General features: G+C 58.5%; 16 protein-coding genes. 3 read left to right on the top strand and 13 right to left on the bottom strand.

The genetic code is table 11. The annotated features are described in order from the left end of the window. From KF886_25875 to KF886_25815, 13 genes are all read right to left on the bottom strand, one after another. Positions 1–672: hypothetical protein (locus tag KF886_25875; protein MBX3180792.1), on the bottom strand; the 672-nt coding region annotated here is incomplete at its 3' end. A gap of 134 nt (positions 673–806) precedes the next feature. Further along, a complete protein-coding gene (locus KF886_25870; protein MBX3180791.1) occupies positions 807–1,013 on the bottom strand; it encodes a hypothetical protein in 207 nt (68 codons plus the stop codon). A gap of 80 nt (positions 1,014–1,093) precedes the next feature. Further along, a complete protein-coding gene (locus KF886_25865; GenBank protein MBX3180790.1) occupies positions 1,094–1,501 on the bottom strand; it encodes a hypothetical protein in 408 nt (135 codons plus the stop codon). A 66-nt stretch (positions 1,502–1,567) separates the two neighbouring features. Further along, entirely contained in the window at positions 1,568–2,419 is an 852-nt protein-coding gene (locus KF886_25860; GenBank protein MBX3180789.1) for a hypothetical protein, read from the bottom strand. A gap of 598 nt (positions 2,420–3,017) precedes the next feature. Next, on the bottom strand, positions 3,018–3,863 hold the full coding sequence (locus KF886_25855; GenBank protein ID MBX3180788.1) for a hypothetical protein: 846 nt from the start codon (positions 3,861–3,863) through the stop codon (positions 3,018–3,020). A gap of 106 nt (positions 3,864–3,969) precedes the next feature. Continuing rightward, a complete protein-coding gene (locus KF886_25850) occupies positions 3,970–5,355 on the bottom strand; it encodes an RHS repeat-associated core domain-containing protein (GenBank protein MBX3180787.1) in 1,386 nt (461 codons plus the stop codon). Between the two features lie 326 nt (positions 5,356–5,681). Next, positions 5,682–7,358, bottom strand: a complete 1,677-nt coding sequence (locus KF886_25845; GenBank protein ID MBX3180786.1) for an RHS repeat-associated core domain-containing protein — start codon at positions 7,356–7,358, stop codon at positions 5,682–5,684. 56 nt (positions 7,359–7,414) lie between these two features. Then, entirely contained in the window at positions 7,415–8,131 is a 717-nt protein-coding gene (locus KF886_25840) for a hypothetical protein (protein MBX3180785.1), read from the bottom strand. 147 nt (positions 8,132–8,278) lie between these two features. After that, positions 8,279–8,968 (bottom strand): hypothetical protein, encoded by a 690-nt coding sequence (locus KF886_25835; GenBank protein ID MBX3180784.1) that lies wholly within the window; start codon positions 8,966–8,968, stop codon positions 8,279–8,281. Between the two features lie 202 nt (positions 8,969–9,170). Then, on the bottom strand, positions 9,171–9,908 hold the full coding sequence (locus KF886_25830) for a hypothetical protein (protein MBX3180783.1): 738 nt from the start codon (positions 9,906–9,908) through the stop codon (positions 9,171–9,173). Positions 9,909–9,999: 91 nt separating this feature from the next. Then, positions 10,000–10,482 carry a hypothetical protein gene (locus KF886_25825; GenBank protein MBX3180782.1) on the bottom strand — a complete coding sequence of 161 codons (483 nt, stop codon included), beginning with the start codon at positions 10,480–10,482 and terminating at the stop codon, positions 10,000–10,002. A 333-nt stretch (positions 10,483–10,815) separates the two neighbouring features. Further along, positions 10,816–12,321, bottom strand: coding sequence for an RHS repeat-associated core domain-containing protein (locus KF886_25820; protein ID MBX3180781.1), 1,506 nt, complete (start codon positions 12,319–12,321; stop codon positions 10,816–10,818). A 922-nt stretch (positions 12,322–13,243) separates the two neighbouring features. Then, entirely contained in the window at positions 13,244–13,930 is a 687-nt protein-coding gene (locus tag KF886_25815) for a heme-binding protein (GenBank protein MBX3180780.1), read from the bottom strand. A 152-nt stretch (positions 13,931–14,082) separates the two neighbouring features. Here KF886_25815 and KF886_25810 point away from each other — a divergent pair, with 152 nt between their 5' ends. From KF886_25810 to KF886_25800, 3 genes are all read left to right on the top strand, one after another. Next, positions 14,083–15,162 (top strand): exo-alpha-sialidase, encoded by a 1,080-nt coding sequence (locus tag KF886_25810; GenBank protein MBX3180779.1) that lies wholly within the window; start codon positions 14,083–14,085, stop codon positions 15,160–15,162. Between the two features lie 108 nt (positions 15,163–15,270). Continuing rightward, positions 15,271–15,744, top strand: coding sequence for a metallophosphoesterase family protein (locus tag KF886_25805; protein ID MBX3180778.1), 474 nt, complete (start codon positions 15,271–15,273; stop codon positions 15,742–15,744). 25 nt (positions 15,745–15,769) lie between these two features. Further along, the gene (locus KF886_25800) at positions 15,770–16,618 is read left to right on the top strand and encodes an alpha/beta fold hydrolase (GenBank protein ID MBX3180777.1); all 849 of its coding nucleotides are present in this window, start codon (positions 15,770–15,772) and stop codon (positions 16,616–16,618) included. Positions 16,619–16,676 lie beyond the last annotated feature (58 nt).

The following is a 16,676-nucleotide window of genomic DNA, read 5'->3' as shown; positions in this document are numbered from 1 at the left end:
ATAATGCCGCAAAATGAAAAGAAGAACAAAGCCAGCGCTAATTGATTTTCCTGTCCAACTGCTTTCCCGGTACAGCGCTGTCAAGACAATCGTCGCTAGCAATGCGATACAATAGAGAATCCAACCAATAATAAGAATTCGATGAAGGTACGGCGGCCGCGGCGTAAGTAGAGACGCTATCCGCGCATGAATAGCCCTTCCTTCGTCCGTATCCTTGAAGCCGAGATTCACTGCGATGGTATCGAACACATCGGTCGGGCATACATAGTCACCGAGGTGCACCGTACCGAGCTCTCTGTCATCACGAACATCTTCCAAACGACAGCGGAGTCCGCCAAGATCGACAACACGAATGTAACACCACGGCGTCCGGATCAATCCCCTCCATGGATGAAGGTTCCGAACGCCTGTCTCCTCGACACGGAGAAAAAGTTCTTTTGCGACGATATATGTGAAACCTCCAGTAAGAATCGCAAAAAAGAGCAACATTAGAAGTACTCTAACATCGAGATCCCCCTCTGCTTGAAAGTCCCCAGAGTAAACATACAATGCTACAGCCGCCAACATGAACAAGAACATCCCGAAAAACGGTAACGTCTGAAAAAAATCACGTACTACACTTAATCGTATCATCTCCAGATTCTTGCTCTCGATCTCGATTGTACTTCCCACAAGCAGAATCTCCTCTTGTGCAAGCCGCCAAAATCCGTGTCGGATGGCCAGGCTACACCTTCCGACAGAAACTGGCCGGGCAAGCACCCAAAATTGCGGGAAGCCGCGACGGCGGCATGGCAATGCGGCTAATCTCAATCCTCGGACGGGCTTGGGTCCAACAATTCACACAGCAACACCAAACCCAGGCACTGTGCCATGAGGCAGGTCGCGGCCACCGAAATGCTTAACGTGCATTCCCCCATGAACACAGCACCGACCAAAGCCGCCACGGCGGCAACCAGCCAGATCGGAATCAGACGTCTTGTTGTGATAACCAGGGACTTGGTATTCATTTTCATAGTTGCGGAATTCCCAAAGCAAGAACCACACCGTAGTATTATACTATGTTCACCGGCGCAACGCGGCGCCGCGGCCATCCTCAGGTAAGTTTCTCATTTCGATCCACTATCATGCCAATGACAAAGCCCAGGACGACGAGATAGCCAACAGGCCACAAATATAAAAAGACCTCATGAACTCCCCAGATGCCGCGATCCTCCGCCAGATAGAACGCCGGATGCGTCAGGATCAGGATGGCCGAGCCAAGCTCGCCCAAACTGCAGCCGACACCCTTCCCAAACACAACGCGCCGACTGGTGAGTTTGTTAAGTTCCAGCCAGATAACAAAATAAACTGCGCAAACCCCTATACCATACAATACGAATGGCAGCGGAAAGCTTTGCCCGCCGATACGTGTGAAGAACCATGCGGAACCCAACACGAACACGTACTTGGTATTCAGGAATTGGCAACAACGGATTGCCATAGTCACTGCGCGATTCGACATATCATATACCCTCCTACTGAGCTTGCCGCCATTCCTCTATACCCGCGCCCGCGCTTCCCCTTCTACTCATTCGCGGCACGCGCGCTCACCAGTTCCCCGCATCTTTCGATTGTAGTCCGCAACAAACCTCCGGACAAGCGCCGCACCGGTCGCTTCATCACCGGTCCACTCCAGCCGGGAAACGCTCAGGGACCGGTCCCCGTCGGGTTCCGATTCGCCCTCGACGGCGGTGTCCTCCAGGGTAAACAGGCGCAGATTGCCGGATTCGTAATCCGATTGCGCCAATCGCAGACTGAGGGAGTATACCGCCACGTCCTTGAAGGAAGCCTCGTTCAGCAAATCCTTTCGCACCTCCGCGATAGTCACCTTGTGCCAGACGACGCCGACCGCCATCACGGCGGCGAATACGAAGATCAAGCCCAGTTGCAGCCCAAGCGCCCTGCCCAGCGAGACTTTGACCCCGCCGCCGCCCGGCGATCGGCTGTCTTGCGCTGCCGCCGGAAACCCCGATCTCCCGCGGGCGTTTCGGTAGATGGATACCAGCAGGCAAATGATTCCTATGGACAGCACCAGACACGCCGCAATGCCGATTCTCTCGGACATCCGCTCCACGGGTACCGGGGCAAAGGGCGGCAACGAATCGCGCAGCCAGATCCAGAAAAAAGAGGCCGACAGCGAGAAGAGGTTGCCCACCACCAGCAAAACAGCGGGTACGAATGCGCCGACGGCATTCATGCTGAACTGGGTGGGATCGCGTCCCTCGTGCCTCGCCAGACGAATGCCGAAGTAAATCGCCACGCCCAGGAGAATGAGATCTGCCGCAAACTTGTTGTGAAGTTCCCCGCGCGCCGCAAAGAATAAGGCGAGCGAAATTACCGCGTGGACGCACACGCTGCAAATGAAGATAATCAAGCGCATATGGACAGCCTCCCAACATTCTCCGCGATGCGCAGCGCTCGGCGGCTAACCGCAATTGCGCTCGCAAGCCTCCTCGGATTATCGATTGCGCCTCACTCTCTGCACAAACAAGATTACAACAGCAACCTACGAAATATTCAACCCACCCGACGAGCGAGATACCCCCCCCACCCTAGCATTCCGCCCCGCTGGCTGCAAAAGCGCAACCCGCCGCCCTGGATCCAATCAGAAGCCCTCGCGCCACCACCACGCTTTGCGTTCCCCATTGAAATGGGTGCAATGCTAATATTACCGCACCCGGACTATGAGGAAGTAAGAATAGTCCCGATTTTTGCAGTTCGCCGGAAACCCACTATGATACGGGCTTTCAGCCCTGGCCGAATTCGTCGGCATTCTTCCTGGGCCTGCGGCCCAGGCTGATATGATCGGGCGCCTTCGGCGCTGAAGAAACGATATTCAGGGCCGAAGGCCTGTTTCAAACCAGCCTGGGCCATCGGCCCAGGCAAAGGGGTCCAATAACCTATGAGGGCTGAAGGCCCGCTCCATAGCGCTCGTAATTCATCGGTAATATCAGAACTGCACCCATTGAACTCCAAAGCTATTCGCGACCGGATGTTTCGCCCCTTTGGCGTGCATGTTTTACGTACATGTTATATCCTTCGACAAATCCCTTTTGTACGATGTAGTGCATGTACCCCAATTTGCTCTCCCAGTATTCAACCCTTAAGTCTCCGGGCACACGGTCAGTATTAGCCACGGGCCGTCTACGCAGAACCATATCCTTGGGAGCCTCTCCTTTCTCTAGTTCAGACTCCGCCGCCCAGCCGCCCGCCATATATGCTGTGGCCACTGTGGCGTGTTGCGTAACCCAAATCGCCTTCAACCACAACGATGCAAAGACTGCGACCAGTGAAAATAACACCAACACCATAACCCGCTTTACACAAACCGGGGGCGGCACCAAAATTGCACGCAATACCCGCGCGGAGTTAGATGAAGGTCGATATGCTTCGTATGAACGTAAGAGTGCCAACCCCGCACCCGGGGCCCGAACTTCTCTCCAATAGATTTCTGCCATGCCAGTACTAAACCCAAGCAGGGCACAGAGAGCCAAGGAGCCTAGAGCCAAAGAAATGAAATACCACGCTTCCAAGAACTCATGCAACAGCAACCACCCTTCTTGTTCCGTGATCCACGTGCTTATGAGTAAGGAGTAGACTGCAACTTGAATAAGAAGACACCACCCACGAAGGCGCTTGAGGTGTGTTGTGGCTTGCGCACTTGCCATCTCCTTTTGGAAGCGCTTTACAATACGACCGATGATTACAGATGCAGAAGACAAGGCGAGCAGACAAGCGATGATTATGTACATGTCATATTTCGCCACAGCAAATAGAAAGATCACTGGAAAAGTGAAAAAAGAGTTTGCTTCGGGAATTTGCACGGAATCACACCCTCTCTGTTACTCTATTGACCACGTAGAGTTATCCCGTTACTCAACACTTTCAAAACCATTGGCTCTTTGAGTGAGGTCGACCTGACCTTGAGTGTTACGATCTCACGGTCGGTATTCGACGCCTATGCCCTCGTTCGTCTCGGTAGTATCCGCCACCCAGGTCCAAGTCATCGGAATCAACGCCGATTTGAAGTAAGCATCGTTTCAGACTCTTTACGGTTTCTCTCAATGCCGTATCTACGCTCCCTGTTGGAGGGCTAACGAGAACAGCGCTCAAGCCCAAGAGCCCAAAGGAAGACACCGCCCAGCACGCTGCGGCGACAACCGAAAGAGTTCCAGCACTGGCAATGGCTACATATGTCGCATACGCACAATAGAAAACGAGGCCGCCCTCAAGGAGGAGTCCGACCACATAACCTATGGCTTGGGACGCAAGATAGTCTTCGACTTCGCTCAGGAACTCTCTCCGAAGTTTTTCATAGCACTCCGCTTCGTCTGCCCGCGCTGACAATCCGAGCACGTCTACCATCATTACCACACCTCCGCCCACATACGCATACACATTCGGCCCATCCACCATCCCCAGCGGGTCGCGGGTCATCCAGCGCGCGCGTTCGGGGCTGTACATGCGGTAGGGGAAGTGGTACAGGTTGCTGTCGGCGTCCCAGGGCTTGCCGGTGAAGCTGGCGGAGAGGGTCTCCAGCGCGTCGCCCGCGACGGCGTAGGCCCCGCCGTAGGGGCTGTATTCGTAGGTTCCGGCGGCGGCTCCGGACGCGTCGTACGCGCCGCGGGTGCTGCCGAGGTGGTCGGTGACGTAGTAGCGCGGCGCGCCGCTGGCGGGGCTGGCCCCCGCGATGTCCGCGAGAAGTGCGCTCACCTCCGCGCCCGGCGTCAGCAGCACGTTCGTCGCCGTCAGGGCGCCCGTGGCCCCGTCCGCGTCGTCCTCCTCGGACAGCACGTTCCAGCCCATGTCGTAGTTGTACCACGTCTCGCTGGCGCCCGCGACGCGGCTGCGGCGTTTCTGGTCGCCCCCGTACTCGTAGGTGACGTCCCCCTCGCCCGGGAAGTCGCTGGTCACGCTGTAGAGCTTATCGCCGTAGCGCCGAAGGTCCGCCGCAGGAGGATAGGCGTAGGTGGCGCTGTAGCCGCCCTGGGCGCGGCCCGTAAGGCGCCCCCACGCGTCGTAGGCCTGCGTTGTGGTCGTCCCGCCGAGATTCATCGCCGTCACCCGGCGCCATTTGTCGTAGGCATGGCTCATGATCCCGCCGCTCACCGTGCTCCGGGCGCTCACGCGCCCCAGGAGGTCGTAGGTCGTCGTCTGCGCCTCATTGATGCCCGGGGAGGACACCTTTGTCAATCGGTTCATCCCGTCGTAGGCCAGCAGCGTGTCGTCCCGGCCCGTGGCGGTGACCTTCGTCAGGTTCCCGTTGTCAGAAATTCGGCACCTATCCCCAATCCCTCTATTTCGTCGAAGTGTCATCGCTCGCTCGTGACGAATTCCTTGAAATGCCGCCCAGCGCAGTAAAGATAGATCGCACCTTGACATAGACTGGCCAACCGAGAAAAAGCCATACCATAAATATAGGAACCAGAATTAGGGGTGCGACGACGAGTGTGCTTGGAAATATGAAGAGAACTTCCATGACAGCAATGTAGATGCATGCAAAGATGGCATCTGTTATGAATACTGCACCTCTTAAGCGAATCCACTTCCTCGCCCCGACGAAGTATTTTTTCCCTGAGGACGAAACCCATCTTCCAGCTGTTCGCATCATCGATTTAAATCTCCTTGCCTCAAGAAACCAATTACGCTCGTCCAGCCTTGCAGTTCTTTCGCCTATGACCCTGATCCATACCCGTGCATTGGTAGTACACATATATATACTCATACTGGGCATCCTCGTTTCTGCAGAAATCTCTACATGTATAATGGGTCACAAAGGTGGAGAACCCGAGTGTACCATAACCCTTTATAAATTCCAATATATCGCCCAAGAGCGAATCCGGAGCCAACCATTCTCTGCATTCATCATAACATTCTTGATAAAACCCCGCGTTCCAATACTCCTGCTGAATCAAGCATCGATATTGGCGAATCTCTACGGTTGAACCCTGAAGATAGCACCCTCTACTCTGCTGAATTAATCCTTCAGAAGTTTTATACTTATAGGAGAGCCAATTCGTCCAATTAAGGTCTCCTGGATCAGATGAGACGTTCCCAAGCAAATCTGTAAACATAACCGGATTTGCTCTTACATAGGTAAAGACATTCGGCCCATCCACCATCCCCAGCGGGTCGCGGGTCATCCAGCGCGCGCGTTCCGGGCTGTACGTGCGGTAGGGGAAGTGGTACAGGTTGCTGTCGGCGTCCCAGGGCTTGCCGGTGAAGCTGGCGGAGAGCGTCTCCAGCGCGTCGCCCGCGACGGCGTAGGCCCCGCCGTAGGGGCTGTATTCGTAGGTTCCGGCGGCGGCCCCGGACGCGTCGTACGCGCCGCGGGTGCTGCCGAGGTGGTCGGTGACGTAGTAGCGCGGCGCGCCGCTGGCGGGGCTGGCCCCCGCGATGTCCGCGAGAAGTGCGCTCACCTCCGCGCCCGGCGTCAGCAGCACGTTCGTCGCCGTCAGGGCGCCCGTGGCCCCGTCCGCGTCGTCCTCCTCGGACAGCACGTTCCAGCCCATGTCGTAGTTGTACCACGTCTCGCTGGCGCCCGCGACGCGGCTGCGGCGTTTCTGGTCGCCCCCGTACTCGTAGGTGACGTCCCCCTCGCCCGGGAAGTCGCTGGTCACGCTGTAAAGCTTATCGCCGTAGCGCCGAAGGTCCGCCGCAGGAGGAAAGGCGTAGGTGGCCGAATAGCCGCCCTGGGCGCGACCCGTAAGGCGCCCCCACGCGTCGTAGGCCTGGGTTGTGGTCGTCCCGCCCACGGTCATGGAGGTTTGCTCGTTGGCGCTGTTGTACGCGAAGACCGTGGTGGTCGTCGTGGAGGTCCCGTTGTCCAGCACCGCCTTGGTCACCAGGTTGTCCCCCGCATCATAGGTGTAGCTGTAGCGGTGCAGGAGCGTCGTCCCGTCCGTATCGAAACGCTCCGCCCTGGTGAGCCGCTTGCGCGCGTCGTGCTCGTATTCCCACAACGAGCCATCGCCGTGGGTGATCTTTGTAATGGCATTCCCATCGGTGAACGCGTAATCAAAACTCTGCTTCACCGTCGAGCCGTCCTTATGCGTGATGGAGGTCCGCCGGCCCTCGGAATCGAAGGCGTATTCCGTGTGCATGCCGTTGGGGATGTCCACCCGGGTCAGCCGGTCGTAGCCATCGTAACTAAAGGCCCATGTTTTCGAGCCCGGCGCCGTGATGGTGCTCAGCTTCCCGTCGCTCGCGTAGAGGTAGCTTGTGGTGTTGCCATGGTAGTCGTTCATCGAGGTTACCCGCCCCTGGCTGTCGTAGCTGTAGTCCAGGTGGCTGCCGTCGTAGTCCGTCCGTACTCCCACGATTTCACAGAGGCGCCCGCTCTTCGTTGGCCTGCGCCATGCCACTGGAAATGCGGTTAGTAGCGGGCGTGTTTGTAACTTCCCATGTATTCTACATCGAATCTCATCGTTATTTCTTGTCCGCCTCCCTTTTCTACTGCAGTAATGATAAGCGCTCCATTACGAAACTCCGCCGCCTCAAAACCTACCAGAAGTTCCCTTACGTCTTCTGGCTCTACGGTGAACTTGGCATTCACGAAAGGTTGGGGTACCCCGCCGGCGTCCTGATAGAAGGTTTGTTTCCTGTGGTACACCGTAACTCTTCCAGGCATCTCGCCACGGCGCACAACCTGGGCCCAGTCTGCAGGTACTGTTCTCTCCGGAGAGCGTGAAGCCTTCTCTTCCTCGCCATCCAACTCGGCCGCAACGTCCAGCTGCATGGACCCGAAGGGAATGGCGAATTCGCTATCCCCATTATTGAATATCCGTAACAAAATTTCAGTTTGGTCCTTTATGCACAATACGCTTAACGGCTCTATATTCAGGCCGCGAAATTCGCCCCGAACCGAGCGGCGACTATCTGCCCACCTGGCCCCGTCAGTTGGGAGCGGAAAAAAACGTGGATCCGTCGTAACAGTAGGTTCTATTGCTATTGCCTCGCCGCCGGCCTCGCCCGATACATCCGGGACCTCATACACGTGCACGTCCGGCATACAGCTCATGCCGGAAAACGCACAGTAAAACAGGGCCAAAACTGCGAGAAGTCGTTTATGTTGTTCGATATAACGCGTCATGCATGCCTCCAAACAAAACGAGAACGCCCGGGCGCCTCGGGCGCTGCGCGTCGCGCAACTTTAGTAAAGCCCGTTCTCGCGAACAGGGTGGCGCCGCGACCAAAATCGCACCGGGCGCGCGATCGCGTTCAAGGCATGGTGAATGAATCAATAGATCGCGCCTCGATACGTCAGGAAGTGCTGGATGTCGAACGATAGGGTGGTTTTTTCCAGGGTGGTCTCGTTCCGAAGTGAAAACACCAGCGTGCCAGTTTCAAAGGGTGGACTGCGAAAATCCACATTGATAATCGTTTCGTCATGCGCAAACAAGGTTATAGAACTTTCTTCGCTTTTACTTACGGCAAATTCACCCTTGAACGCCTCGAAAGCCGGCTCAACTCTTTTTCTCATAGCGGAAAGATAAGCGGGAAGGATTTCCTCATTTGCCCCTTCGGGCGCCTCGGCGCGCACATCGCCGCCTCCATCGATTGGAATCTCGAGTCGGATCTCATCGACCGGCACCGCGTACACGGCCTCACCGACATTGTCGAAACGTAAATGCACCTCAAAGTAATATGCATCCCCGGCCAGGTTCAGCGGCGAAACGGAAAGGTCGTTAATACGGGCCTGAATCGACTTCCGGCGCTGCAACTGCGGGTCTACTTCCATGGGATCTTTTGGCAACCGGTTCGTGAATTCAATCACGATGGGGGAAACTTCCAGTGGCATTGCGGAATTGCTCGACTGCACCCCATTGCACGAATAGGCCTGTCGAATTGGCCCACATCCTGACAACGTGATCACTCCAAGCAGGATCACGGCAACGACTAAGCAACGATGCGCTCGCGACTTTTCCATGGTGGATACCTCCTCGGCAACCTGGCTCTGGAAGAATTCGAACCAGGTCCTTCTGTCGCCCGTCCATTTCCGTATGTGACGCTGTCGGATGTATACGCAGTATAATCGAATCCGGCCGAAATAACATGGTCTGCAAGAACTTCTACACTTTTCTCGCCGCGAAGGTATCGGTCCTTTCCCAATCGTATGTACCTGCCTGAGTTCAGGGAACGGGAAGTATATTATGACCACGGGCTCTGTAGGCTCCAACATACCGAATTTGGAATCTCGGCATTACCTCTTGTTCGCTATCACTTTCCAGGACCGCGAGGCGCAGTTCCCCGGTGTTGAAATTGAAGCCCGGATATCCGAGTACAACGTCGAGCTCTTCCTTCGGGAGCACCGATATTGTGCCCTCCGAAAAAGGCGAGTTGGGCTCCGCGCTTTCACCCTTCTTTACATCCAAATGGTAAAGACGTATATTAATATACGGCAAATCTCGACGCAGGCCGACCGGTTCACCGTTTTCGTCTTCCAGCCTTGTTGTTTGCAGATACGCCAAGGGGAGAATCTCACCGCCCCGGCCTTCATCTGCCACTTCCAGATAAATGGATTCAAGAGGAATGGATTGAACGGAACTCCCCGCATTCTTCAATCTCAGTGCGATGGTCAACCCGGATATCCGCGTCGCGCGAATTGGTTCGATATACAGCCCCTTGTATTCGACACGTATCGACTGGCGCCCTTTGAGTAGCTCCCGCCCTTTCGAATCAACTGGAAACCACGGGGTCACAATATAGTCGACTTTGGTCTGCGCCGTACCAAGCAGCGGCGATTCGTTTACGCCGGATACGTCATACGTTTCGTAAACGCGCACCTTCTGCGAAAGACAGGCGAAATTAGAACTCCCGCAGCACAAAATCATCAGTAGAGTGCCTATAGACTTGTAGACGTTCTTCACCTCATGGGTCCTCTCAGCGGCCACATTGGGGACGCTCCTCGGCCTGCGGCGCCAGGCGCTCTTGGACTTTCTACCGATTTGCGCATCTGCGCTAGGGCACTGTGCCCCTGTATTGAAGCATGTGCTTAAGATCAAAAAACAGCATGGTCTCCATGCCGCTTGTTTCCTGCTTCAGGGGAAGAACAAGCGTACCGGCCTCAAACGGCGCGGCATCGATATTAACATGCACATAGGCTTCGCCCCGCGGAACCAACTGTATTGAATCCACTTCAACGGTCCCGTCCGCTGTCTTACCTTTTATTTGCACAAACGACAGATTCCGGACCATGTATATGTCGTACGGATAGTATTCCGCGTTTTCCCCTTGCGACAGGACACGCTCGTCAAGGCCATCGGCGCCCGCCATGACCAGCCGTATCTTATTCACTGGAACTGTATACGCCATATCTCCAATATTCTCAAAATGCAACTTAATTTCAAACTTGTACGCGTCCGCGCCCAGATTTTCGAGCGAAACGTATAAATCGTCAACACGAGCCCGGATCGACTTCCGGTCCTCCAGCTGTTGCTTCACCTTGGAAGGGTTTTCAGGCCTCATTGTAAATGAAGGGCTTATCGTAATCGGAACACCCTCAACGGGCATGGCCGCATTGCTGGACCTGACGCTCTCGCACGAATAAGCATGTCTCGCCCGGGAACAGCCGGAAGCTGAAGCGGCGAAGAACAAGCTCGCCGCAATGATCAAAGACCCATGCTTACATTGCCGCCACATAAGCGTATTCCTCCGGTTGGGCGACCAGCTCAAAACATCTTAAGAGCAAACGCTCGCCTGTAAGCCACTGTAAGCGCCTTCTGAAAAGGCGATGATTGATTCCGTTGTACTTATATCCAGAGTTGTCATTTACTGCTATGGCGAGACAAGCAAAGCTGCGACTATATAATTTGCAAATTCATCAGCTACAGTCTCCTCACTCCCAGCGAACGTACCAGGATCTCGCCCGTATACATCTAGATTCATGATTCCAGTAACGACATACTTCACCCTACTAAAGTCGCGTGCAGCATGTGCGGCCTCGTGGGCAACTAGCCAAAGAAACCCTGGTGAAAGCGAAGTGTTCTGAAGCTCCTCTCGACAAGCGTTTATACTTATCTTGAAACGGCCTCTAACAAGGCTCTTTCCATGCGCTCCAAGCACTCCGCCGGCCCTGCCCGAAATCTCGGAATCCCAGTTGAAGACTTCAAACTCTTTACCTGCAACCACCATGTGTTCCTGCCATTCAAAGTGGACCCCCTCAATCTCATCACCTTCGATCGGCTCTCCATTTCGCGAGCGACCGGTAAGGTATCGCTTACTCTTGACAGTCTCCGCAGTCAAATCCAGCACCGTCTGAATTAACTTCAGGGCGCTCTTTATTCGGAGGTTACACGCTTTCCTGACCCGGTGATAAGTCCGCCGGTGTTCTTCAACTTCCTCCTCTTGCTCAGGGTTACGTGGACGGCCTCGGCTAAGCCCCATCGAATCCACGGCCATGACCGGGTTCCCGCCAACATAGGCATAGACGTTGGGTCCGTCCACGTTTCCGGCGGGGTCCCGCGTCATCCAGCGCGCACTGGCTGGCTGGTAGTAGCGGAAGGGCGCGAAGTAGGCCTCGGCGGTCTCGTCCCAGTCGTGGCCGGTGTAGCGGCGCGTGACGTTGGTTGTGGAACCCGAAGAAGCGTACACCTCCCCGTAGGGCGTCTGCTCGAAGCTGGCGTAGAGGGTCTTGTCGGCGTTCCAGACGCTCCGGCTGCTGCCGAGGCTGTCGTGGGTGGGGAACTTCCACGCGCCCGTCGCCGGATTTGTTCCGTCGACATGGGCGCCATTCCGCCCGCGGTAGGTCCGCTTCAGCGCGCCACTGGAGCCGTCCGCGTTATCCTCCTCGGACAGCACCGTCCAGCCCGCGTCCCAGTTGTACCACGTCTCGCTGGCGCCCGCGACGCGGCTGCGGCGTTTCTGGTCGCCCCCGTACTCGTAGGTGACATCCCCCTCGCCCGGGAAGTCGCTGGTCACGCTGTAGAGCTTATCGCCGTAGCGCCGAAGGTCCGCCGCAGGAGGAAAGGCGTAGGTGGCGCTGTAGCCGCCCTGGGCGCGGCCCGTAAGGCGCCCCCACGCGTCGTAGGCCTGCGTTGTGGTCGTCCCGCCCACGGTCATGGAGGTTTGCTCGTTGGCGCTGTTGTACGCGAAGACCGTGGTGGTCGTCGTGGAAGTCCCATTGTCCAGCACCGCCTTCGTCACCAGGTTGTCCCCCGCATCATAGGTGTAGCTGTAGCGGTGTAGGAGCGTCGTCCCGTCCGTATCGAAACGCTCCGCCTTGGTGAGCCGCTTGCGCGCGTCGTAGAAATAGTCCCTCTTGCTGAAAGTTTCATGCCCCATCCTGTGCTCGCGCCTTCAGTTGTTTGATCTCCACAACGCCTCACGCCTCGTGTAGACAAGATTACAACAGAAAACATCGATATATTCAACCCACCCAACGAGCGAGATACCCCACCGTACCATTCCGCGCCGCTGTCTGCAAAAGCGCGACCGCGCGCCCCGCGCCCTTAACCCAATCAGAAGCCCTCGCGCCGCCACCACGCTTCGCGTTCCCTGCAGCCGTTTGCGGTTTCCACATGCTTCCCCTCTTCGTCACACGCCTTTATTCTTTGTACTACTTTCCGTCAACTTCTTGTTTTTTCTGCAAGCGCTTTCGTTCAAAATCCATATAACCAATTGTTGCAAAATCACTTACGAAGCGAAATACCCAGGGAGAATTTCCGGGCCGTTCCGCAAGTTTCGTGGGCGAAATTCTTGTCTTGACCACAGATTACACCGATGACACGGATTGCAGCGACACGCGAACCAAACGAGAAGAAGCAGCCCGCCACCCGATCAACCCCGCTACAATTCCGATGCTGAACAATCCAAACAGGCCACGTCGAAAATCGCACGCAGCCGCCGGCACGCCGCAACGGCCGGAACGAATTGCTATCCGTGTCATCCGTGTAATCCGTGGTCACAACTCCTGATCGCCGCCCGCGGCTGCTCCCGATGCATTCGTGTGCATTGGTGTTCATTCGTGGTTAAAAATGCGCTCTCTGCGTTCTCTGCGGTCAAAGCTTCGTCTCTCTTTCCTTCGTGACCTTCGCGCCCTTCGTGGTGATCATTTCTTTGGTAGCGGCCCAAGGCTGCCCTGTGTTCTTTGCGCCCTTTGTGGCTCCCCCTCTTCCCCTCCTCCTCTCCCCGCCCCGCCAATCTTTGCGCTCCTTGCGTTCTTTGCGGTTCCCCCCAAATCTCCAACCCGTCGCCCCCCAACCGCCTATTCCCCCGCCGCCAACTCCACCCAAACCTCATTCCGCCGCATAAACGGCGGCGTCCACGGCGGATCAAACTGCGCCAGCATCGGTTGTCCCACATGCCCCAGGCCATCCCGTTCCAGCAACGCCAGCAGCCGTTCCTTCCGCGCCGCCGCCTTCTCGCCCCCAACCGATCCCGAAAAGGCATGCACCGCGCAGCGCCGTGCGGGGACTTCCACAATGCGCACCGCCTCATTCCGCGGTTTGGGCAGCGTCTCCAAGGTGTACGACGCCGGCATCACAAACGTGATGATACGCAGGCCCGCCGAAGCGTCCCGCTCCAGCACGGGCGCGGTCATCGCGATTTCCTCCGAAACCGCCTCCCGCTCGATCACCGGCGCCGTCATGGCGATGCCCGCCGACGACTCCGCGCCCTCGCCGTTCGGCACGACATTGTTGCCAAAGATGTAATCGGCCAATTGCCGGAAACCGCGATTCGTGGCCTCCGTGAACGCGCCCTCTACCTCGACCTCCGCCACCAGTTGCGGCCCGTACTGCCGGATTTCATAGCCATCGTGGCGGCTGATCACCTCGTAGGACGGCTCCGCCACGCCCGCCACCGACCACCACCCGATGGCGATCCAAACGCCGAGCAACACGATGGTCACGGCGGGCAACACCAGTAATCCAAGCACGGACCGTCTCGACACCTCGTCTCCTTTCGCGGCTTCAGGACCGGAACCGCGCCGCAAACTCCCCTAAAGCGTACGGCCCCGCCCCGGCACATAGCAAGAATCGCGGCGGTACACGATTTGACCATGTCCGCCGGAGTACGTATCGTACCCGCGAGGAGGCAAACCGTATGATTCTTCCCTTCACTATAGCACGGGGCGTGTTGCTTGCGGCCAGCCTGATTCCCGGCGCCGTACTCGCCGCGCCCGTCAAGATCGACGTCTTCACCGGCGGCGAAGCCGGCTACCACACCTACCGCATCCCCGCCCTCGCCATCAGCGCCTCGGGAACCGTGCTGGCCTTCTGCGAGGCGCGAAAGAACAGCCCGTCCGACGCCGGCGACATCGACCTGGTGCTCAAACGCAGCGCGGATGGCGGCGTAACGTGGGGGCCAATGCTCCTGGTCCACGAGGAGGGCGGAGACGAGCCGATCACCATCGGCAACCCCTGCCCCATCGTGGCGGGCGACACCATTCACCTCTTCTTCACGCGCAACAACCGCCGCCTCTTCCACACGCGCAGCACCGACGACGGCGCAAGCTGGTCGGACCCGATTGAGCGTACCGAGATGCTCCGCGGCGTCGATTTCCCCTGGGTGCGCATCGGCACGGGCCCCGTTCACGGCATCCAGCGGGCCAACGGCGAGTTGGTCGCGCCCATATGGTATTGCAGCGCGGAGCCCGGCGCCGAAGGCATCCGCTACCGCTCCGGCGTGCTCCTCGGCGCCGCGGACGGCCAAACGTGGCGCGCGGGCGGTCTCGTGCCCGAGCGAATTCCGCGCCTGAACGAGTGCACCGTGGCCGAGCGTGCGGACGGCGTCCTCTACCTGAACATGCGCGCCTACAAGGCCGGCCACCGCGCCACGGCCACCAGCGACGACGGCGGCCAGTCTTGGACCGAGCCCGCGCTCGACGAAAGCCTGCCGGACCCCACCTGCCAGGGCAGCCTCCTTTGCCTGGCGGACGGCCAGTTTGTCTTCGCAAACATCCCGAACGCCGAATCGCGCTCCGGCCTCGCACTCCGGCGCTCGGCGGACGAAGGAAATACCTGGAGCAACCCGCGCGTCCTGGAATCCGGTCCCAGCGCCTATTCCGACCTCGCCCAGCGCGATGACGGGACCCTCCTCTGCCTCTACGAACGCGGCGACCAGCGCTACAACGAAAAGATCACCATCGCGCACATCGAGCCCGCGTGGCTGGAAGCGGACTGACCCCGCGCATGGACCTTCCAGTGCTGCGCTCCATCGTGGAAAACGGTATCCCCTGCCGCGATATGATACGCCTCGAACGCGACCTCACTGAGTAAGGATACCGCCGCCATGCCCCCATTTATCGGCGTCATCTCCGACACCCACGGCCTCCTCCGCCCGGAAGCCCTCGAACCGCTCCAGGGCGCGGACCTCATCATCCACGCCGGAGACGTCGGCGACCAGCGCATCCTCGATCGCCTCGCGGCCATCGCCCCGGTGCACGCGGTCCGGGGCAACACCGACCACGGCCCCTTCGGCGCGGCGCTCCCGCACGATGCCGTCGTGCGCTGGCGCGGCAAACTGATCTACGTGCTCCACATTCTCGCCGATCTCGCGCTGGACCCCGCCGCCGCCGGCTTCAACGCCGTCATCTTCGGCCACTCGCACAAGCCCGAAATCACCGAAACGCCCGAGGTCCTCTATTTCAATCCCGGCAGCGCGGGGCCCCGGCGTTTTTCTCTGCCTGTCACCGTCGGGCGGCTCTCCCTGAAAGGCGATGCGCTGGCGGCTGAGATCCTGCCGCTCCCCGGCATCCCCGAATAAACCCCACCCCGCAAAGGCCCTCCCAATGCTTCCCTCGCTTCACCGCCACGCCCTCGCCGCCCTCTGCGCCCTGGCGCCGCTGACGCTCCACGCAGAAACCGCCCCGGGCTTCCGCGCGCCGGTCGACCGCGCCTTCACCGCAACCTGGGATGGGTCCACCCAGCGCTACATCCTCCTGACACCCGAGGCGCACCGCCCCGGCGATCGCCGCGACCTCCTCATCGCCCTCCACGGCCACGGCGCCGACCGCATGCAGTTCGCAATGCACCCGCGCGACGAATGCCGCGCCGCGCGGGACGCCGCCGCCGAAGCCGGCATATTCTTCGTCTCGCCCGACTACCGCGCGAAAACCTCCTGGATGGGCCCGGCGGCGGAAGCGGATCTGGCGCAACTCATCGCGCTGCTCAAATCGGAGTTCGGCATCGAACGGGTCTTGCTCTGCGGCGGCTCGATGGGCGGCTCATCCGCCCTGACCTTCACCGCCCTCCACCCCGATCTCGTGGATGGCGTCGTCGCCCTGAACGCCACGGCGAACCACCTCGAATACGAGAACTTCCAGGAGGCCATCGCGGAGTCCTTCGGCGGCGCAAAGCACGAAATCCCCGTCGAATACCACCGGCGCAGCGCCGAGTACTGGCCCCTCGCCTTCACCATGCCCGTCGCACTTACCACCGGCGGCCGGGACACCGCCGTCCCGCCGGACAGCGTCGCGCGCCTCGCCGGCATCCTCCAGAAGATCGGCGCCATCGTGCTCCACATTCATCGCCCCGACGGCGGCCACGCCACCAACTACGAGGACACCCGGGCCGCGCTCGCCTTCGTCCTGGAGCGCATGCCCAGGACCGACGATCCAGCGCACTCCCCGGCAGATTAGGCCCGGACGGGGGCAATTCTTGCCGGGTCCCGAAGCCCCACCTCCCCCCTCCCGCGCC

This window comes from Candidatus Hydrogenedentota bacterium, from assembly GCA_019637335.1.
Classification (GTDB): domain Bacteria; phylum Hydrogenedentota; class Hydrogenedentia; order Hydrogenedentales; family JAEUWI01; genus JAEUWI01.
Note: the sequence above shows the minus strand (reverse complement) of the source record. Positions and strands in the feature narration are given on the sequence as shown.

What these genes read in the sequence shown, in the direction of transcription:
- KF886_25870 (MBX3180791.1), bottom strand. Translation starts at nt 1,013, where the DNA reads ATGAAAATGAATACCAAGTCCCTGGTTATCACAACAAGACGTCTGATT.
- KF886_25865 (MBX3180790.1), bottom strand. Translation starts at nt 1,501, where the DNA reads ATGTCGAATCGCGCAGTGACTATGGCAATCCGTTGTTGCCAATTCCTG.
- KF886_25860 (MBX3180789.1), bottom strand. Translation starts at nt 2,419, where the DNA reads ATGCGCTTGATTATCTTCATTTGCAGCGTGTGCGTCCACGCGGTAATT.
- KF886_25850 (MBX3180787.1), bottom strand. Translation starts at nt 5,355, where the DNA reads ATGACACTTCGACGAAATAGAGGGATTGGGGATAGGTGCCGAATTTCT.
- KF886_25840 (MBX3180785.1), bottom strand. Translation starts at nt 8,131, where the DNA reads ATGACGCGTTATATCGAACAACATAAACGACTTCTCGCAGTTTTGGCC.
- KF886_25835 (MBX3180784.1), bottom strand. Translation starts at nt 8,968, where the DNA reads ATGGAAAAGTCGCGAGCGCATCGTTGCTTAGTCGTTGCCGTGATCCTG.
- KF886_25820 (MBX3180781.1), bottom strand. Translation starts at nt 12,321, where the DNA reads ATGGGGCATGAAACTTTCAGCAAGAGGGACTATTTCTACGACGCGCGC.
- KF886_25810 (MBX3180779.1), top strand. Translation starts at nt 14,083, where the DNA reads ATGATTCTTCCCTTCACTATAGCACGGGGCGTGTTGCTTGCGGCCAGC.
- KF886_25805 (MBX3180778.1), top strand. Translation starts at nt 15,271, where the DNA reads ATGCCCCCATTTATCGGCGTCATCTCCGACACCCACGGCCTCCTCCGC.
- KF886_25800 (MBX3180777.1), top strand. Translation starts at nt 15,770, where the DNA reads ATGCTTCCCTCGCTTCACCGCCACGCCCTCGCCGCCCTCTGCGCCCTG.